Origin of the sequence: Bradyrhizobium sp. SYSU BS000235 (assembly GCF_049747295.1) — a bacterium.
Taxonomy (GTDB): domain Bacteria; phylum Pseudomonadota; class Alphaproteobacteria; order Rhizobiales; family Xanthobacteraceae; genus Afipia.
This window is the reverse complement of sequence record NZ_JBMHJM010000001.1, coordinates 4,349,044-4,368,186: the sequence shown is the minus strand read 5'-3', so window position 1 is coordinate 4,368,186 and position 19,143 is coordinate 4,349,044. Positions and strand designations below refer to the sequence as shown.

Below are 19,143 nucleotides of genomic sequence, written 5' to 3'. Positions count from 1 at the left end.
TTGGACATAGATCCACGCGGCGAGCTCGCTTGTCGACAAGGCCCATCTTCTCGAGATTCAGATGACGATCGTCATTTTCTCGCGTTTATCGCTGCGACCGGACTCTTGCTGGAGAGATAACCGGGACGTGCCCGCTGCAGCCCGCGCTCTATGGCAACTACGTCGAATTCCGCTCGATTAGTTCCAAGTGGCTCGAACGCAGGCACGTAGGCCGCACTCCACGCCTCACCATGCCAAGCCGATGTCATGATCGTTTCAGGCACGCATCACACAACATGCGCAAAGTCTGTGACCAGACGATCTCATGGAGATGACATAGCGAGATTTCCGGCGGGGACCGCTAAAGCAGTGAAGCGGGTCAACGCCTGTGATCTATTCTTCACCGCGCAATCGAGAGGATGCTCAACCAGCCAGATACGTTTGTTCCGGCGCCTCAAAGAATCTTTTGAGTAGTCGCCGAAGGGATTAAGGCGCATCATCGGCCATTGCCGGCACGAACCTCAAGGGCGCCGGTAACAGAGAGACCGATCGTGCTCCCGCCTGTCTCGCACAGCGGAGCAGTCCAATGACCAGAATCCAATCAACGTACCAAGCTCAATTACGCAGCCTGGCTGCACAGCTTCGAATTGAAGCAGACACGCTTCCGCGGGGGCGCGCGCGGGATGGCTTGTTGCGGCAAGCCGAGGGGCTCGAAAGTTCAGCCGTGATGGAAGGCTGGATCAGCTCGACAGAACTGCAGCCCCCCATGGAAAAATCGAATGAGATCTCATCTGACCAATCGAAGCTGGACATCCGAGCACGTTGAAGAACTGCGAAAGCTCGTCGAGGCCGGAGCTTCTTCGCTACGAGCCGCGGCTCGTCTCAGGCGAACGGCGACGTCTGTGCAGATCAAAGCCAAGGAGTCCGGCTTTCCGTTTACGGACAAGCGGATCGCGAAGCGGCGGCAGCGTGCACGCGAGGCTGAGATTCGCCGCGAGCTAGGGCTGGAATAAGTGAAACGACCGACCACGCGGAAAAGCGACACGCGAAACTGCCCGGCCGGTGCGAGGCAGAACTGGCCGGGATTTTTTGGAACGTGCGTAAAAGCTTCCGGTTGGCTGTTCGTCGGATGCGGCGATCAGGATGTTAGACCCTGATCACAGCGGATGACTCTCAGGACCGGCTGGCCATTCTTTCCAAAGCTTTTGGCCGGCCGGTAACCTTTGTGCCGCAACGCAGCCCCTCTTCTCCTGACCTGCTGTCTTCAGATGTCAGATCAAGAAGCGGCAGCGATTCCGCGGCAGCCTCACCAATTGTAGCGCACCACGCCCTTGCCGGCGTAGCTGCGCGTCACATCAGAGAATTCACCCTCAAACGTCGCGGCAACGGACCAGCCATTCATCCAGCGCACTTCGGCGGAGGCCGTCGTGAGTGCGGAGTCGGATGCGAGCGCCGCGCCGTTCACGACGAACGATGCGCCGGGCAGCGTCTGGAATGTCGCGCCAATCGCACGATCCGGATTGAAGTCATGCGCCCACGCCGCGCGGCCGCGCAGCGTGAGAACCGCGCCATCGAGTGCATAAGATTTGTCTGAACGCAAACCAACCTCAGTGCGTGACGCGGTCGTAGTGTCTCCACCGTAATTCAGTGCAAACGTGCCAACGCCGCTGATCGCGCGCTCGGCATAGGACGGCAGTTCGAATGCGGTGATCTGTGCAGCGGCATACGGCGAGACGCCAAGCCCACCGAACCATGGTGTCAGGAAGCGATGGCCCAACTCAAGGCGGCCCGAGTAGGCATTGGCGTTGAAGTTGGCACGCAGATGATCGACACCAGCGACAGTCAGATAACGATCGGTGGTGACGTCCTGCCAGCCATAGGCGACTGCGGCTGTGAGATACGTCGCATCGAAGTTGTGGCGCACGAACGCGCCGGCCTGGAACATATCCGAACGGCCCGAGCCACCATTGACGACGCTGAAGTTGCTGCCGCCGCCCGCAAGCGCGAAACCTGCAACGGTATCCGGCGAGAACCAGTAGTCCGCACCGGCCGCAGCGCCATAAACAGCGCTGGTGGTATTGTTCGAACCAGTGACGGCATTGCCATCGGTGGTCTGCGATCCGCCGTAACCCGCTGCCCACACGTTCCAGCGCTGCGCGAACGCGGCTGCCGGTGGTGCTTTGGTGAAAGCCGCAAACGCATCGCGCTGCGACTTCGATTGCGCGCGTCCCGCATAGGCCAAGCTCTCGCTCTCATCCGCGAACGCCGTCGGGCCATTTTGCGCGACGCCGCGCCCCGCCGAGAACGGATCGGTCATCAAGCCCATGAACAGATTCATGGCCTGATACGTCGTCTGCTGCGAAGCCGTGCCGAGTTCGCCCGAGGCCTGCGTCAGATTCTGCGCGACGTGATCGCCGAAGATCGCGCCGAGCCTGCCGCTGCTACCACCGGGCGCATTGAAAGCAGTGTCGAGCACCGTCGCGACTTTTTGCTGATTGCCGTTCAATCCTGCGATTTGCCCAAGCTGCGAGGTCAGCGTCAGCAACACGTCATTGCTGGTGTAGCTGAGCACGCCGCTGATGCCGTTCGGCGTTGCCAGCGTGTCGAATGTCGTGCCGCCCAATCCACCTTGCGTGGTCAGGATTGTATAGGCCGAGTTGAAGCGATAGTTTCCGGTCGGCGAACTCACCCGCACCAATCCAACAAGATCGGCATCGCCGGGACCGAAGCCTCCGGCGACAACGTTGACGCGGTCACTGTTGGCACCGGACACCTTCACGGCATACGTGCTGCAGTCGCAGAATCTCAGGCTATCCATGATGGTCAGCGTGCCGGTGTCGTTGAGTGGGCCCGGCGCGAGCGTTGCGTCGTGATCGAGCAGCGTGAACGGGACGGTACCGGTGCCTGACAACGTGCCACCCGGATTCACGAGCAGCGGGCCTGCCGCCGACAGATCGCCGTTCACCACCAGCGTGCCGGCGTTGACGTTCACATCGCCGGTAAAGCTGCTGGTGCCGGTCAGCGTCCAGACCGAGCTGTCGATCTTGTTGAAGGTGCTGAAGCCCTGATACTGCGCGGTGCCACCAAGCACGCCAAGTGCGCTGACATCGAACGTCGCAGCAGCAGTGCCGCCGAGCTGGAACGTATCGCTGCCGGTGCCTTGCACGTCACCGTGGATGACCGAGCCCTGCGCCAGCGTGAGCGTGTTGTCAGTGCCGCTGAACTGGATCGCAAAGGAAGTGCCGCCACTGATGGTGCCCGCATTGAAGATCGAAGACCCGCCACCGAGGAACCGGATCCCGCGGCCATCGCCGCTGATGGTGCCGGCGTTAAAGATCGAAGAACCGTCGCCGAGGCCGACAATTGCAATACCGCCCGTGATGCTGCCGCCGGCATTGTTGGTCACGATCGCACTGGTGTCGGCCCTAATGCCGAAGCCGTTGGTGCCGGTAATGCTGCCCGAATTGGTGACATTGGCAGAGCCTGCGTTGGCGATGATTCCGTAGGTGTCGCCTGTGATGCTGCCGCCGGCGTTATTGATCACCGTCGCAACGGTGCCGGCGAAAATGGCGGCGGAACTGCCCGCCGTGCTGGTGATGCTGCCGGAATTGGTGACACTGACAGAGCCAGTGCTGGAGAGGATGCCGTAATTGCCGCCGGTGATGTTGCCGCCGGCATTGTTGATCACCGTCGCCTTCGTAGCGCCGAAAATGCCCATGTCGCTGCTGCCGGTAATGATCCCGGAATTGGTGACATTGGCAGCGCCCGAGCTGGCGACAATTCCACTGGCGGCACCCGTGATGCTGCCGCCAGCAGCGTTGATCACCGTCGCGTTAGTGCTGGCCGAAATGGCGGTGTCGGTGGTGCCGGTAATGATCCCGGCATTGGTGATGTCTGCAAAGCCCGAGAAAACCTGGATTCCGTACTGGCCGCCTGTGATGCTAGCGCCTGCGTTGTTCGTCACCGTCGCGCCGGTGGCGGCGGAAATGGCCTGAAACAAGGTGCCGGTGACGGTGCCGGAATTGGTGAGATTAATAAAACCCGAGCTGGTGCCAATTGCCAAATTACCCGTGATGCTGCCACCGGCATTGTTGGTCACCGTTGCGTTGAGGCTGGCGGCAATGCCGGAACCGCCGGTGCCGACGATGCTGCCGGAATTAGTGACATCGGCAGAGCCCGAGGTGGCGTGAATTCCGAAGACGCCACTCGTGATGCTGCCCCCGGCAGTGTTGATCACCGTCGCATCGGTCGCGGCGGAAATGCCGTCCCCCGCGGTGCCGCTGATGGTGCCGGAATTGGTAACATTGGCAAAGCCGCTACTAGCGGTGATTCCTTTGGCACCGGTGATGCTGGCGCCGGCACCGTTGATCACCGTCGCGTCGCCGAGATTGATGCCATTATTGGCGCCAGTGATCGTGTTGGCGGCGCCGCTGCTGACGTTGACGGTGACACCGGTCTCAGCTCCAGTACCGTAGCCGTCAGTGCCCGCGCTGGTGCCGGGTGCGCCGCCGCCTTGATTGCTGGTGGTGCCGGTACAGGTCGCGGTCACGCCGTCGGCCACCTGGGGCGAGCAATCGGCCCATGCCGGCGTCGCAAGCAGCGCGCCGGAAAGCGTGAACCCGAGCGCACCGGCGCAGCAGAGGCGCAAGAGCGCGGTGCTGTTCAACAGCGATTGCGTTGAAAGTGAATGACGGCGGGTCACAATCTTTGAAACTTGTTTAGCGGCAATCATGTTTACGTCTTACCAATTGTAACGCACCACGCCCTTGCCCGCGTAGCTGCGGGTGACGTCGGAGAACTCGCCTTCGAATGTCGCGGCGACGGACCAGCCGTTCATCCATCGCACTTCGGCGGAAGCTGTGGTGAGTGCGGAGTCGGATGCAAGCGCCGCGCCGTTCACCACGAACGAGGCGCCGGGCAGCGTCTGGAAGGTTGCGCTGACCGCACGATCGGGATCGAAGTCATGCGCCCATGCCGCACGGCCGCGCAGCGTGAGGACTGCACCATCGAGCGCATACGACTTGTCGGTGCGCAGACCGAGTTCAGTGCGTGACGACGTGGTGGTGTCTCCACCATAGTTCAATGCGAAGGTGCTCGCGCCGGAGATCGCGCGCTCGGCATACGACGGCAATTCAAATGCCGTGATCTGTGCGGCGGCATAAGGCGACACGCCCAGCCCGCCGAACCATGGCGTCAGGAAGCGATGACCCAACTCAAGGCGGCCAGAGTAAGCGTTGGCATTGAAGTTGGCGCGCAGGTGATCGACGCCCGCGACAGTCACGTAACGATCGGTGGTGACATCCTGCCAGCCGTAGGCGACTGCGGCAGTCAGATACGTTGCATCGAAATTGTGACGGACGAACGCGCCCGCCTGGAACATATCCGAACGGCCCGAGCCACCATTCGCAACGCTGAAGTTGCTGCCACCGCCCGCAAGCGCGAAACCTGCGACGGTATCCGGTGAGAACCAGTAATCCGCACCAGCGGCAGCACCATACACTGCGCTGGTCGTGGTGTTCGAACCGGTGACAGCATTGCCGTCCGTCGTCTGCGAACCGCCGTAACCCGCAGCCCACACGTTCCAGCGTTGCGCGAATGCAGCCGGGGGCGCCTTGGTAAATGCAGCAAACGCATCGCGCGGCGACTTCGGCTTTGCACGGCCCGCATAGGCCATGCTCTCGCTGTCATCGGCAAACGCTGTGGGACCATTGTTCGCGACACCCCGCCCCGCCGCGAACGGATCGGTCATCAGGCCCATGAACAGATTCATCGCCTGGAACGTCGTCTGCTGCGAAGCGCTGCCGAGTTCGCCGGAGGCCTGTGTCAGACCATTCGGCGTGAGACTGCCGAACGCGATCGGGATCGCCCCTCCAGCGTTGAAGAAGTTTGTGATGGCGTTGGCGACGTTGGTCTGATTGATGTTCGCGCCGCTCTGCGACGGCGGAAGAATATTCATCGCCAGATCGAGATAGACGTTGTTCAAATCGTAGTCGAGCGTGGCCGTGAAGACCCGCGGCAGGCCGGCCACGATAGGATCGAACGTACCAGTGATCGAACCCGCGGTGAGGATGGTGTAGCGCTTCTCCACATAAACGCCGCCACTCGCGAAATTCGTTCGAACCGTCGCACCGCCCAGCGACGCATTGCCAAAGACATTGGCCCAGGTCGACGTCGATGGCGTGAGCGATACCATGTATTGCGCCCCGGACGCGAACGCGAGGCTTCCCACATTCATCGACGAACCGGCCGTGACGCCGTCACCCGGCGCGAAGGTGCCGCCTGTGTTCACCTGCACCGCATTCAAATGACCGCTGCCGGCGAGCGTGCCAGTGCTGTTTACGGTGACACCACTTGTCATCATCACACTGCTGTTCACCCGCAGTGTACCACCGTCGATGGTCGTCGCGCCGACATAGGTATTGGTGTCCGACAGCGTCATCGTGCCGGTGCCGGTCTTGGTCAAACCACCGCCGCCGGCGATCTCACCGGAGAACGTGGTCGATGTGTTGTCGGCGCCGGCCGTCAACGTCGCGCCGCCGAGGACGACGGTGCCTTCGCCGGCCAGCGAACCGATGGTCTGGTCGAAATTGTTGATCGACAGCATCGCGCCGTTCGCCACCGTAAAGGCCGACCCGGACGAATACACATGAGCGGCGCCCGCAGTCAGCAGACCCTGGCTCACCAGTGTCGCGCCGGTGTAATTCGATGTGCCGCCAAGCGTCAGCGTCTGCGCGCCGTCCTTGATCAGGCCGCCCGCGCCGGACAGCGCGCCATTCAGCCTCAAATCGGTGGCGCCAGGCACCGTCAAGTCTGCGTTGAGGGTGATGTTGTTGGAAAGCGTGTAGTTGGAGAGACCGTCGAGCGACGCAGCGTTGTTGACGGTCAGCGTGCCGGAGCCGAGCGCTCCGGCGTTGCCAAGGAGCAGGCCGCCACCATTGAGCGACACGCCGCCGCCAAATGTGTTCGCGCCGCTCAGCGTCGCGACGCCGGTGCCCTGCTTCACGAGATGACCCGCGCCCGACCCCGAGATCACGCCCGAGTAAGTCGTGTTCGCTCCGTCTCCGAAGGCCAACGTATTCCCGCCGAGCGACACGGTGGTGCCTGAACCGCCCGCGAGAGAGCCGATCGTCACGCTCGGCAATGTGCTGCCGGCGATATCGAAAACGGCACCGGGGCCCGTGAGATTCACCCCGACGGTCGACGCAAATTTGCCTGCGCCGGACAACGCGAGCGTGCCCGCGTTGATCGTCACATCGCCTGTGAAGGAGTTCGCGCCGGTGAATGTCTGGGTGTTGGCGCCGTTCTTGACGATTCCGCCGCTGCCCGTGATGTCGCCGGCGAATGTCCCCTGCGAGGTCCCGCCGAATATCAGCGTGCGCGTGCCGAGATCCACTGTGCTGCCCGCAAGGCCGGAAAGCGCGCCGATAGTCTGGTCTGCTCCGGAGCCGCTGATGTCGAACGTCCCGGCTTTGACATTAACGGTACTCGCCGCGTTGAAGCTGGCCCCCGCACCCAGCGCCAACGTGCCGCCGCCAATCGTCCAGTCCGTTCTCTGGGTCGACGTGTTGCTCAACGTCCAGACGCTGTCGCCGGTTTTTTCGAATTTGTTGAAGCCCTGGTATTGGGCGGCCGCGCCGATCTGCGAAAGATCGAAAGCCGAGCCGGGTGTGACATCGCCACCGAGACGGAGCGTGCCGTTGTTGGTCTGATCGACCACATTGCCGCTCGTGCTGGAGCCCGCCCACATTTCGTAGACGTTGGTGCCGCCGGTGAAGGTGATCGCGTTGGCCTGCGTTGGTGAGACCGTATCGCCCGACACGCCGCCGGCGATGCTGCCGGCATTGATGACGGTGAGATCCGATCCAATGACGCCCGCGCCGCCGACGCCGGCCGGGCCGCCATTGCCATCATCCGCGCCGCCGGCGCCGCCAACGATGTCGCCATAGTTCTCAACCCGGCTGCCGCCGCCATTCCGAACCAGCACGCCTGCGCCGCCGGCCCCGCCGACGCCGCCGGTGCCAAATCCGCCGAAAGCTCCGTTTCCACCGGCGCCGCCGGTGATGGTGCCGCCGGCAAGGTTCGTGATGGTGCTTTGCCACACCTCCATGCCGCTGCCGCCGGCCCCGCCGTGACCATCGCCAAGGCCGGTCGCCACGCCATTACCGCCACTGCCGCCAGTGACGGCGCCCGCGCTGCTGATGACGGCTTGATTGGCCAGCACGCCCGCGCCGCCAGCGCCGGCAAGACGGCCACCTCCACCCTGACCGCCAAGGATGGTGCTGTCGTTTTGCAGCTCGCCGCCGCTATAGAGAAAGACTCCGGCCCCGCCGCCGCCGCCGAAGTCGGAGAGGCTGCCGCCGCTACCGCCAATGATGGTGGTCCCGGCTGCTCCGAAAATTGTCCCTCCACCCAGCGAAACCAGCCCGACGCCGCCGCCGCCACCGCCTTTGCCGAAGCCACCGGCCCCACCGGAAACCGTTGGGACGCCGCTGGTCGTGAAGTTATCCGTACTCGGAACCACAATACCCGCGCCGCCACCGCCACCGCCACCGCCGGTGAAGCCGTCGCCGCCGTTAGCGCCAATGACGAGGCTCTCTCCGCCGCCGTCACCGCCAGAATTGGGCCCGGTGGCGCCGCCGCCGCCGCCGGCACCAACACCATTGGGAGAGCCGGCCGCTCCGACGTGGCCGCTGCCGCCGCCGCCGTTTCCATCCGAAGCTACGCCGCCGGGGGTCAACGCCGCGTCGCCGCCTCCTGCCCCCGAAACGTCTTTGCCCCCGCCGCCACCGCCGATGCCGCCGCTGCCGCTGACCACACCGTCCACGAAACCGCCGCCGTCACCGCCGCCCTTGGTGATCTGCTGCGCCGAGGCCGGCGATGCGCTCGCCAGTATCAAGCCCGCAACCAGCACCAGCGCTGTACTTCCCAACAGCGATTGAACTGAAGATGCCCCGCGCTGGACCTGCCCGGTCTTTTCACTTCCAAACGTCACCACACCAGCCTCGGCGCTTCACTAAAGTATGTCCGATTTCGTACCCTATCTGGGGGATATGGAACCATCGCCGGGCTGGTCCGCGGGGCGTTATTTTGGCGGGGTGAGCGAGATTGCGCCGCTGTGTGATCCCCGCGCAACAAACGATTGCCGGGGAGGATTATGACAACTGATTGATGTGCCCCTGACTGGGACGGGATACCGTCGGGACGCCCCTCATTAAGGACCGGTTGGGCTGCGGCGATGTTCCGGTCCCGCCGTTTTCGGTTCAGAGCTGCTGCTGCGCAAAGCGAGTTCGAGCATCGATGCGGCGCCCCCCGCATGCGGAAAACGATTAGATATCAAGGACTTTAGCAAGCACTCGGATCACCTTTGAGCAACGAGCACCGTTTATTTGCGTTTGCACGGTCATAGCGTCATAAGATTCCCTCGCCTACTGGTTGAGGAATCATGAACGAGCCAACACTGTCCCATTGGCTTAAATGCTTGGACACTTACCTTCCCCGGCGCCGCCCAAAATACACGCTCAGATTTCGCTGCGATTGCGGATGGAGCTATCGTTGGAAAGCCTCAGAACTCATCGCGCAGCATAAGTGCCGCCAGGAAATCATTTGCCTTGAATGCGGTGATGTCTACCACCTGCGCGGCGGCTCTATTGTCGCAATTATTCCCAACCCGTTGAATCGCAGCCTCGTGAGCGAGAAGACGATTGTGCAGCAGATGACCCCACAAGACCTGCTCGATCGGCATCATCACGCAGCGCAAGGATTCGACGACTTCTATGAGCGTTTCTATCGCAAGCTAGAGAAACCGGCTGCTTTAGCGGCAGAATAGGCCGCAAGCGCGTCCCACGCCTCGCCATCATTCACGATCACAATGCGTGACGGTTGATTTGCGTCAACGCGGCGCAGTTGCCCCCCGCTACCCATGGCGTCCCATGTTGTTTTTCAACAGCCGTACTGGGAGGCCACAATGATCAACAAGGCCATTTTAGGCGCAACCGTACTTTTCATTGCCCTGTCACCGTGTGCTTATGCGGATACGCCGCGCAACGACAACGGGATGAAGTTCAGTTCCGAAGATCGCAAGGCCCTGACCGATGCGCGCATCGGTATTCTCAAGGCCGCGCTTCAGCTCACGCCCGAGCAGGAGAAACTCTGGCCTGCGGTGGAGGACGCGATCCGCGCGCGCGCCAAAAATCGCCAGGAGCGGTGGAGCGAGCGCGCCGCCGCATTCCGCGACCGCAGCGCGATCGAGATCATCCGCGACCGGAATCCTGTGAAATTTCTAAATCGCCGTGCCGATGCATTGGCCGAGCGTTCCGCAGATTTAAGAAAACTCGCGACTGCGTGGGAGCCCCTCTACACGTCATTGTCCCAGGACCAGAAGCGGCGAATGGCTCTGCTGACGATTGTGGTGCTTCGCGATCTGCGCGATGCCATCGAGGAGCGGCAGATGCAGGCCGAAGACGATGATGACTATGACGATGATTGATAGTTGTCGCGGTTGAGCGCCTGAAGCCTGCTTTTTTCATAACGCGGGAGCGTGGGCGAGATGATTGCCCGGCGACGCCCTGTGCTGTGGAATCGATCAATCTCAAATGATCTTGTCACGCAATCATCCCGCATCCGTGCTAGCGTACGGTCATGCTCAGGACCCCCGCGGACAGTCAGCAGACAGAGTGGAGCGATCCCGCCGCGCATCATGCGCGTTTGGGCGAGTTGCCATCAGAACCCGCAGCAATTGCCGATGCGCTGGAAGAATTCGTCATCCACCATGCGGTGGCGCGACAGATCGGCTTTCCCGTCCCGGCGTATGCGGAGGACGACCGCAGTCTGCGGCGCAGCGCACTGCTGCTCGATACGCTCCTTCAACGCGACGCGCGCCCGCTCTCCATTCACCGCGACCTTCCCGATTACCTCTATGTCACCTGCCGCGACTTCGCGCTGCTGGCGATCACGGCGCTACGCGCGCAGGGTATTCCGGCGCGGCTGCGCGCGGGCTTCGCCAGCTACTTCGCTAAGGGCCATTGGGAAGATCACTATATCTGCGAATATCGTCGCGACGGACAATGGGCGGTGCTCGATGCCCAGCTCGGCCGGCGGGCGCGCGACGGCATGCGCGTTCCCTTCGACGTCGCCAACGTACCATCTTCAGGCTGGCGGTCGGCGCCATCGGTCTGGCGAACGGTGCGCACTGGCGAGATCGATGCAACGACATGCGGCCTGACTTACGCAGACATCAAAGGCGAATGGTGGATTGCGTCCAGCGTGATCCGCGATGCGGCCACCCTTGCAGGCATCGAGTGTCTGCCGTGGGACAATTGGGGGCCAACGATTGGCTTTCGTGAGACGCGCAGCTTGACACCGGAACAGGCCCAGGACATCGACGCACTGGCGCAGGCGCTCGATCCCGCCCCGCCCGACCGGCACGCTGCTCAGGCCGTGCTTGCGCAATTCCCGTGGGCCGCGCCTCCGCAGGATGCTTTCGGAGCGGTGTGATAAATCCCACTACGGCTGAGCGCTGTCAGCGAAATGCTTGCGGAAGAAGGCGACCATATCCGAGTGAAGCTTTTTATGAAAATCAACGCGATCGAAGCCCGGGGCGTCGGTACAAATGGCAGGAGCTGCCTGCGCCTCCTCCGCAGTGCAGGTCGCGAGGAAAGAGAAGTGTTTGGCATTTTCTGCGAAATGGTAGTCCGGCTTCGTCGGAAGCTTTTGCTTGACCGCTGCAGCACAGCACCCGGATAGACCGTCGGCTTTTTGCGCCGGGTCAGAACTCCACAACTGGATCGGGACTGTTATTCCTTTCAGGTTTTCCTCAGGGAAAACGAACACCGGATAGGGATCGATGATGACGGCGGCCTTGACGCGCGGATCATGAGTGATCGGCTGATCGGGAAGCTCGCCGCCTTCGAGCTGTTTGCAAGCCCTCAGGCTCGACGTTTCGCAGTTGGGCAAGCCTTTCCGCAAATCGGGATTGCCACCGATGACGACGAGACCGGTGTACCCGCCAAACGAGAAACCATACAGCCCGATCCGTTTCTCATCGATGCGTGATGCATCCGGCCACGCCTCAAGCATGTAGTCGACCAACCGCTTCATATCCGCGGGCCGCTCGACAAGCACGGAAAGACTGTCGGTGCCGCTCGTGTCACGCATGGTGTCGGTGGGATGATTGAGCGCGGCAACGACGAATCCAGCGTCCGCAAGCGCTGCCGCCGTGTCGTGGTGACCGCCGAACCACCCTCTCCGGCCGTGGGACATCACGATGAGCGGAAGCTTTTCTCCGGTGACCGGACACCCGGGCACGACGAAAAAGGTAGCTCCCCGCGCATCCATTTCCTGAGGCGGCTCCGCGCAAGGCGTCCAAACCAGGAGCCTGATCGCCGGTCCCGCGGAACTGGCGGGAATGTCGAAGTTCTTCACCCCGGCAGCTTGGGCCACAGTAACCGCAAAGAAAAACCAGATGGCGAATACGAAGAGCCGACGCATCATTTCACTCTTGTGACGACATGCCCTTGAGAATGCGCAACCGCTTACCACAGACTCGCTCGACACACGAGGCTGGAGGCCGAGGCCCATCCGCATTCGGCTTTCCAAACGACCAAGCCGTGCTTGCGAGATTCCCTTGGGTCGCGCCGAGGGAGGCCTTCGGAGCGCCGTAGCGAGACGGCGCGCGAAAGCTGAAAACGGCTGCGCTGTCCACTCAGTTCGGAATGGTCACCGTGCCGTTCTTGACGCTGATCACATCGCCCTCCGCCGGTGTCATGGAAATCGGCGGCACGTTGGACAGCGTGAGCGGCGGCGCCTTGCCCGCCTCACCGCCGCGCGGCGTGGTGCGCACCACCTGGCTCGGCGGCAGGTTGCCCTTCTCCGTGAGATGCGCCCACATCAGATCGAGCGCGCGCAGATGATACAGCACCAGCGGCACCATGCGGGTGTCGAAGCCCGGCAGATCCGTGCCGAAATGTTCGGCGTTCGTCACTTCGATGTAGCGAAGCTGCGACGCCGCACCATCGGTGAGGTTGTTCAGCGCCACGAACGGACGCGACGAGAAGGAGACCGGCACGCGGTCGTCGCTGCGGCCATGAACGATGATGGTCGGCAGGTTGTTGAGCTTGGCCGATCCAACAAACTCGTTCACACCCGCCTGCACGCGCTGCGCTTCCGCCGACTTGCCGACCACGAGATCGCGAATACACATCGCACCGTCGAGATTGAAGTCCTGCCGCCCCGTGCTTGGTGAAGCCGACAGCCAGCTGCGGCGCGGACCGGTGGGATCGTTGTCGTTGACCACATCGATCAGGCCGGCCGGTGCTCCGCCGGGTGCGATGGCGAAATTCTGTGCAGCCTGCGCGGCGGGCACCGCAATCGGCCGTCCTTCGGGATTGGTCGCTGCGTAACTATAGCCACAGATGCGATCGCGCACGTCGAAGCGGCCGTGATTGTTGATGTACTTCGTCGCCGTGGCGTCCGGCGCAACGAAGTAACCGAACGCATGGCCGATGTCGGTCTCCGGGTCCCAGCCATAGGCGTGCATTCGCTCCAGCGACTCTTTCGCCTGGCCTTCGACGGTGTCGGCCTTGAGCAGGCCCTTGTCGTGCAGCGACTGGCAACGGTTCGCGGCATAAGGCACCCGATCCTTCAGCGGAATATCCGCGACCGCAAGCACCGCGCAAGGCTGATAGAGATTGCCGAAGGAGAAATAGTCGAGCAGCGTGCGGCCGGTGCCGCGCCGCTCCACTGAACCGTATTTCACCACCGCGCGATCGTCCGGCTTCAACTGCACCTGAGGCTCGCGCGCCACCACGCCATCGAGCAGATGCGAGGTATCTTTCTCCGCGGCATAGAGCACCGCGCCGCCGCCGTTCGAACTGCCGGTGGCAATCACAATGGTCTTGTCCCGGGTGAACGAAGGATCGCGCTTCGCGAGTTCAAAGAACGCGAACTGCACGGCATGGAGCACGTTCACGCCCCAGTCCCTTTCCGGGTTCTGTTTCGAATGCGCAGCCTTGAAGGCGACGCGATGCGGCCACTTTGCGAGGAATTCCTGCCGCGCGGCGTCATCGAGATCGGCGCGGAAATGCGCGGACTTGCCCGCCTCACTTGCAGGCACCATGCGACCATCGAGCTCGTTCACCGTGTTGGGCTCGAGCAAATGGAAACCGTTACCGTGGCCCTTGTCGGTGTAGACAACGGCGCAACGATGCCGCAGCCCCCAATAGCCATGGTCCACGATGTCGCGGTAGAGGCTCGACGAGCCGGTGACGGGAATGGCGATGAGGCAGCGCCGCTCGGTGCTGAGATTCTGCGGAATCTGCAGCAGCATCGCGACGTTCTGCTTGCCGCTGCCATCGTCTTCGAAGGCGAGGATTTCATCACCCGCGATCTTGCCGTTGTCGCCGAATTGTTTGCCGGTTTCCTGATCGACGGCGGGCCCAAACAGCCGGCCATATCCCTGCCCCACACTGCGGCGGGCAAAGATCGATGCGCGGCGCAGCTCCGCGGCCGTCGGATGCTCCGGGTCCGCGTAAGGAGGCGGCTTGCTGGTCATCGCATCCGCCCCCAGGCCGGCGGTGACGAGATCGTTCGACTGCCCATCGGTGTGGAGCGTCGCGCCTTCATGCAGCCATGACGGTTTGTCCTGGGCCTGCGCAGCGACAAGCGAGGTAGCGACGAGCAGTGAAGCGAGACCAAGAGGCTTGAGGCAGCGAAGCTGGATCATAGGTCAGTTCCGTTTCATGAGAAGGGAAAGCAGCGGATGCGAGGCTCCGCGACGAGAGGGTGATGGGTGTCAGCGCCGATAGATCTCGGCAGTCAGCGGCTTCGGATAGCGGTGGCCATCGGTGCAGGTGAAGTTCGCGGCGTCCTTGGTGTCGCCGCTGCCGATGTAACGCGCTTCCTGCGGGTACGGGCACAGCGGCCGCGTGAACTCGACGCCCTCGTCACGCTTGTTGTTGACGAACTTCGTGGCGGCGATCTGTGCCGGTGCCTTGCCGTGCTCGACCCACTGCTCTAGTGCGACTTGCGTCTCCAGCACGTTGGCGCCCGCGCCGCCGCGGCAATGCTCCATGCCGGGCGCGAGGAACAGCCGATAGTAGTCAGCAGTGACGTCCGCGGGCGCGGTGTCAGATTTCGCCTGGTCGCGCTGGACCGATTCAAAATAGTCGATGGAGTCGCGCGGCGGCACCACGGGATCGGCAAGCCCGTGATATTGGATCATCTTGCCGCCCGCCTTGTGGAAAGCCGAGAGGTCCGGATTCATTGCATTGATGGTCGCGGCGAGCTTGTCGTCCACCGCTTTCATGCCGGCGTCGAAGTCGAAATCACGCCAGTCCCATTCCGGATTGTTGAACGCCCACACTTTCCAGAAGCTCGAGCGCGCGGGCTTGCTCGCGTCCTTGGGGTCCGCCCAATAGAGACTCCAGCCCGGCAGCGTCTTCACCACCTGCCCCGAGTTCTCACTGCCTTTGGGCCATGAATAATAGATCGCTTCGCCAGTGCGCGGATTGCGCGCGCCGTTGTACATCGCCGCCAGCGCATCCACCTCCGGCTGCGTCAAACAATCCGGCTGGTCGCCCGCCTTGCACAGGATGTCCTTCGGCTGGAAGCCGCATTCTTCCGGCGCGGTGAGATAATTGTCGGTCGGCAATCCGCCATCGTGCCCGCGGCACGCCTTCAGCACGGCGGCCGAGACCACCGCTAGTTTGGCGGGCGGAATGATCGGCGTCGCACCGGGCGCCTTGCTGCGATTGGCGCTGAACTGCCAAAGGAAGCCGGCATTGAGATGCGTGCGGTTATGCCCCGGATCGCCCGCAATGATGCCGTTGAAATCCGTCGGGTAACGCTGTGCCTCCATGAACGCCTGATGGCCGCCGGTGGAACAGCCCGCGAAATAGGAATATTTCGCATGGGCGCCATAGAACGCGTTGACCACCGCTTTTGCTGCGACGATGGATTCATGCACCGCGCGATGACCCCAATCGACGATCGATTCCGGATGGCCCACGGCAAAGTCCGGATCGTCACCGGTGTGGCCTGTGTCGGTGCCGACCACCGCATAGCCGCGCTTGAGTTGTTCACCGAGCGCGGCATAGGCGATCTTCGAACTGTAGCCGCCATTGCCGAACATCTCGATCTTGCCGTTCCAGTCGGTCGCCGGCAACCAGACCTCGAAACCGATCTTCGAGTCCGCAACTGGCGTCGCCGTACCATGCACGCGGCAGAACGCCGGCGCGTCCTTAAGTTCCACACCACCGGGCATCTTGAAGTGGCCGGCCGGCTCCGGCTCAGCCGTATCGATCTGCACGTTCGCGGACGTGAAGTCCTTAAGCTCGGCACAGTGGGTCGCGGCCACTGCGGGCGTGATCACGAACGGCGCAAACAGCGCGCAGCAAAGGCCCGCGGCCGGAAGGTGCCGGGTTAGGCGACGGTTCATATTGTTTCCATCCCGTTGTCATTTGTTTCACATCGAGCTTCTTGTCTCGAATTGACGAACGGCGGCCTGACTGAAGCCGCTACTTGCGCATTTTAGAAAGTGAAGACGCCAAACGCTACACACGCAATCGTCATGATCAGCGGCGCGCCGAACAGAAGTGGAATCGAGAACTTCTGGTGATCGGTAAGATCGATGTCGGTGAACCCGACCACGAGGAACGTCGCGACATTTCAAAAAAGCTTGAGGGTCTGCCCGCATATTATGCAATTGAAATGATTCAATCGCAGCTATAGAGATCCTCTATGGATGTCAGTGTCAGGCAATTACGCTCTTTTGTTGCGGTCGCGAAGCTGCGCAGTTTTACGCAGGCCGCTTCCGCCCTTCACATCTCCCAGCCCACGCTGACGGTTCAGATCAAGCGGCTTGAAGAGACGCTCGGCTTGCGGCTGTTCGACCGCAATCCTCGCTCGGTGGACCTCACGCGCATCGGCCAGCAATTGCTGCCTGCGCTGGAGCGCGCGCTGCAGGATCTCGATTCGGTGTTGCTTGATGTGCAGGACATCGCCTCCGAACGGCGCGGCGTGGTGCGCATCGCGGCCCTGCCCTCGTTCGCCGCAGGCGTCTTGCCGGATGTCATCAAGCAATTCCGCGAGGACTATCCCGGCGTATCGTTTGTGCTGAAGGACGTGATTGCCCGCGATGTGTTGACAATGGTGCGCTCCGAGGATGTCGACCTCGGCTTGACCGCGGGCGATACCAGGTTTCCCGATGTCACCAACCTGTTCGCCGCGCGCGACGAGATGGTGGTGGTCTACCCGAAGAACCACGCCATCGCCAATGCGGCCAAGGTGACGGCGGCGACGCTTGCCGAGCATCCGCTCATTCTGATGTATCAAGGCACGAGCGTGCGGGCGGTGACCGATGCAGCGTTCAGGAAAGCAGGCACCGCGCCGAACCCGGCCTCGGAAGCGACCTACATGATGACGGCCATCGGCATGGTGAAGGCCGGCATAGGCCTCGCCATCCTGCCGATCTCGGCGCGGGAAATCGCGGCGGAACGAACCTTGCGCAGCCGCAAAATCAATGACAGCAATTTTTCGCGCCCGATCAACCTGATCAAGAAGGCCAACCGCACGCTGCCGCCGATCGCGAAGGCATTCTCGCAATTCCTCGCGGAGAATCTCACCACCGCGCTGGCGGGCAGCGCGTCCCATGCGCCGGGAAGGAAGTGAGGCGGCATTGAACCGGTCCCGCGATGCCTGCGTCAAACGCCTGACCCTTCCTGATCCGAGGCACAATTCAACATGAACAATCCCGATACGGCGAAGCTGATCACAACGCTGCGCAAATCGTTGCACCCCTATTGGGTCGCGGCCGAGGCAGGCGGCATCTTGCTCATGGGAAACATGAACGACGAGGACGCCAATCGAGCGATCTTTGGCAATCTCCTCGCGCTGTTTCCAGAGATAGCAGCCAGCGGAGACGGCAAGTGGGAAAGCCTGGCTGACGAGCTCTGCAAGCTCGCACATCATTTTATCGAAACATATCAGCTGACGCCCGGCCCGTATGAACTCGACAATTATCACCGCGCTCTCGCGAAAGACGGCGAACTCGAGCTCAATTCATGGGGTTCGCCTCCGATCAAAGTGCCGCCCGAGGCCAGATTCACATTCGTTGTGACAAGCGAGCATTTGACCCTCATACGGAATCTCAACACCCGCACTTGGGAAACTTTCATTGAGTTGATGGATTTGAAGCGTCCGTACGGCGATATGACGTATTTCTACATCGATATGGCCGCTGCTCTCGGAGAGCCCGTTCCGCGCAACAACGAAGGGCAAGCGGTGTTCTCTGCGGAAGCCGAACAACGTTACGAGCGGCTGCATGGCGAAATGCTGTTCGCCGTTCAGGCGTTCTGGGATCACGCGCGTGAAGCGCCGCACCAATCCTGATATCTGAGAACGATCGCGAGCCGGCACGCAACATCGATACGCGAGATCGTGGATTTTATGGGCCAGAGCCCAGTCATCGAATGCGTGTGTGATGAACGGATGTGTGCATGAAGTTTTTCTTGGTTGAAATCGTCGCCCGCATCGTCGCGATCTATCTGTGCGTCGATAGCAGCCGCAAACTGCGGCACGCCCTGGCCGAAAGAAAAATCAGATACTGGAATTCCAATTTTCTGGACTGGTGGAATGCGGATATTCATAGAGATGCCACGCCGGTCAAGTACTGGATACAGATCGGCTTTCGGATCATCGCTTTGGTTGCATGCGTTATTGTTGCGATATTCGACTGGTTTCAGCCGAACACCTGAGCGGTCCGCGGACGGCAAGCATGCCTCAGGTTCACGAACAATTCAGCGCACAATCTTGCCTATTCGCTCCAAAAGAAGAGAGCTGTCGCCATTGGGGGCGCGTGCGCGCGACAGAAAGATCATTCCCGCACGGCCAAACACGCTTTTAAGCGAAATGGTGCCAAAGTCTGGCCGCACGCGACAGTCCGTCGAATTGTCGCGATTGTCTCCCATCACGAACACATGCCAAGCCCTCCGGGTTCATCACCACCAATGCCCTCGCTTCGCTGCAGTTGGTCAGTGCGGTTCCGACAGGAAAGCTGTTGGAATTCGTCGCAGTTAGAAATGGGCAGGCTCAAACAATCCCGGAGCATCCGGCGGATCGGTGAGCCTGTTCCGGAAGCACGAGCCATGGCACTGCCAAAACTGTAATCCG

14 protein-coding genes are annotated in these 19,143 nt (G+C 61.8%); 8 read left to right on the top strand and 6 right to left on the bottom strand.

The window, feature by feature from the left end; translation table 11 throughout:
* The first annotated feature begins 758 nt into the window (after positions 1–758).
* Positions 759–992: a hypothetical protein gene (locus ACP0KA_RS20400; RefSeq protein ID WP_424630544.1), complete on the top strand. Its 234-nt coding sequence runs from the start codon at positions 759–761 to the stop codon at positions 990–992.
* A gap of 293 nt (positions 993–1,285) precedes the next feature.
* Here ACP0KA_RS20400 and ACP0KA_RS20395 read toward each other — a convergent pair whose 3' ends face one another.
* Both ACP0KA_RS20395 and ACP0KA_RS20390 read right to left on the bottom strand, forming a co-directional pair.
* On the bottom strand, positions 1,286–4,645 hold the full coding sequence (locus tag ACP0KA_RS20395; protein ID WP_424630543.1) for an autotransporter domain-containing protein: 3,360 nt from the start codon (positions 4,643–4,645) through the stop codon (positions 1,286–1,288).
* A 75-nt stretch (positions 4,646–4,720) separates the two neighbouring features.
* Positions 4,721–8,971: an autotransporter domain-containing protein gene (locus ACP0KA_RS20390; RefSeq protein ID WP_424630542.1), complete on the bottom strand. Its 4,251-nt coding sequence runs from the start codon at positions 8,969–8,971 to the stop codon at positions 4,721–4,723.
* Positions 8,972–9,421: 450 nt separating this feature from the next.
* Between ACP0KA_RS20390 and ACP0KA_RS20385 the strand changes: the two genes are divergently transcribed.
* From ACP0KA_RS20385 to ACP0KA_RS20375, 3 genes are all read left to right on the top strand, one after another.
* Positions 9,422–9,805 carry a hypothetical protein gene (locus ACP0KA_RS20385; protein WP_424630541.1) on the top strand — a complete coding sequence of 128 codons (384 nt, stop codon included), beginning with the start codon at positions 9,422–9,424 and terminating at the stop codon, positions 9,803–9,805.
* Between the two features lie 138 nt (positions 9,806–9,943).
* Positions 9,944–10,465 (top strand): Spy/CpxP family protein refolding chaperone, encoded by a 522-nt coding sequence (locus tag ACP0KA_RS20380; protein WP_424630540.1) that lies wholly within the window; start codon positions 9,944–9,946, stop codon positions 10,463–10,465.
* A 152-nt stretch (positions 10,466–10,617) separates the two neighbouring features.
* Positions 10,618–11,472, top strand: a complete 855-nt coding sequence (locus tag ACP0KA_RS20375) for a transglutaminase domain-containing protein (RefSeq protein WP_424630539.1) — start codon at positions 10,618–10,620, stop codon at positions 11,470–11,472.
* Positions 11,473–11,481: 9 nt separating this feature from the next.
* Here ACP0KA_RS20375 and ACP0KA_RS20370 read toward each other — a convergent pair whose 3' ends face one another.
* The 3 genes from ACP0KA_RS20370 to ACP0KA_RS20360 form a co-directional block, all read right to left on the bottom strand.
* Positions 11,482–12,465, bottom strand: coding sequence for an alpha/beta hydrolase family protein (locus ACP0KA_RS20370; RefSeq protein ID WP_424630538.1), 984 nt, complete (start codon positions 12,463–12,465; stop codon positions 11,482–11,484).
* Positions 12,466–12,679: 214 nt separating this feature from the next.
* A complete protein-coding gene (locus tag ACP0KA_RS20365; RefSeq protein ID WP_424630537.1) occupies positions 12,680–14,698 on the bottom strand; it encodes a 3-hydroxybutyrate oligomer hydrolase family protein in 2,019 nt (672 codons plus the stop codon).
* A 69-nt stretch (positions 14,699–14,767) separates the two neighbouring features.
* Positions 14,768–16,411, bottom strand: a complete 1,644-nt coding sequence (locus tag ACP0KA_RS20360; protein ID WP_424630536.1) for a tannase/feruloyl esterase family alpha/beta hydrolase — start codon at positions 16,409–16,411, stop codon at positions 14,768–14,770.
* A gap of 83 nt (positions 16,412–16,494) precedes the next feature.
* Here ACP0KA_RS20360 and ACP0KA_RS20355 point away from each other — a divergent pair, with 83 nt between their 5' ends.
* From ACP0KA_RS20355 to ACP0KA_RS20340, 4 genes are all read left to right on the top strand, one after another.
* Positions 16,495–16,704 (top strand): hypothetical protein, encoded by a 210-nt coding sequence (locus ACP0KA_RS20355; RefSeq protein ID WP_424630535.1) that lies wholly within the window; start codon positions 16,495–16,497, stop codon positions 16,702–16,704.
* A gap of 9 nt (positions 16,705–16,713) precedes the next feature.
* On the top strand, positions 16,714–17,643 hold the full coding sequence (locus tag ACP0KA_RS20350) for a LysR family transcriptional regulator (RefSeq protein ID WP_424630534.1): 930 nt from the start codon (positions 16,714–16,716) through the stop codon (positions 17,641–17,643).
* 72 nt (positions 17,644–17,715) lie between these two features.
* Complete coding sequence (locus tag ACP0KA_RS20345) at positions 17,716–18,363, top strand: hypothetical protein (RefSeq protein WP_424630533.1); 648 nt, start codon at positions 17,716–17,718, stop codon at positions 18,361–18,363.
* A gap of 119 nt (positions 18,364–18,482) precedes the next feature.
* Positions 18,483–18,728 (top strand): hypothetical protein, encoded by a 246-nt coding sequence (locus ACP0KA_RS20340; protein WP_424630532.1) that lies wholly within the window; start codon positions 18,483–18,485, stop codon positions 18,726–18,728.
* Between the two features lie 42 nt (positions 18,729–18,770).
* Here the strand turns inward: ACP0KA_RS20340 and ACP0KA_RS20335 are convergent, their stop codons facing one another.
* The gene (locus ACP0KA_RS20335) at positions 18,771–18,941 is read right to left on the bottom strand and encodes a S26 family signal peptidase (RefSeq protein ID WP_424630531.1); all 171 of its coding nucleotides are present in this window, start codon (positions 18,939–18,941) and stop codon (positions 18,771–18,773) included.
* Positions 18,942–19,143 lie beyond the last annotated feature (202 nt).

Excerpts from the sequence above, each read along its gene's own strand:
- ACP0KA_RS20400 (WP_424630544.1), top strand. The coding sequence starts at position 759 with ATGAGATCTCATCTGACCAATCGAAGCTGGACATCCGAGCACGTTGAA.
- ACP0KA_RS20380 (WP_424630540.1), top strand. The coding sequence starts at position 9,944 with ATGATCAACAAGGCCATTTTAGGCGCAACCGTACTTTTCATTGCCCTG.
- ACP0KA_RS20375 (WP_424630539.1), top strand. The coding sequence starts at position 10,618 with ATGCTCAGGACCCCCGCGGACAGTCAGCAGACAGAGTGGAGCGATCCC.
- ACP0KA_RS20365 (WP_424630537.1), bottom strand. The coding sequence starts at position 14,698 with ATGATCCAGCTTCGCTGCCTCAAGCCTCTTGGTCTCGCTTCACTGCTC.
- ACP0KA_RS20335 (WP_424630531.1), bottom strand. The coding sequence starts at position 18,941 with ATGGGAGACAATCGCGACAATTCGACGGACTGTCGCGTGCGGCCAGAC.
- ACP0KA_RS20350 (WP_424630534.1), top strand. The coding sequence starts at position 16,714 with ATGGATGTCAGTGTCAGGCAATTACGCTCTTTTGTTGCGGTCGCGAAG.
- ACP0KA_RS20370 (WP_424630538.1), bottom strand. The coding sequence starts at position 12,465 with ATGCGTCGGCTCTTCGTATTCGCCATCTGGTTTTTCTTTGCGGTTACT.
- ACP0KA_RS20345 (WP_424630533.1), top strand. The coding sequence starts at position 17,716 with ATGAACAATCCCGATACGGCGAAGCTGATCACAACGCTGCGCAAATCG.
- ACP0KA_RS20360 (WP_424630536.1), bottom strand. The coding sequence starts at position 16,411 with ATGAACCGTCGCCTAACCCGGCACCTTCCGGCCGCGGGCCTTTGCTGC.
- ACP0KA_RS20385 (WP_424630541.1), top strand. The coding sequence starts at position 9,422 with ATGAACGAGCCAACACTGTCCCATTGGCTTAAATGCTTGGACACTTAC.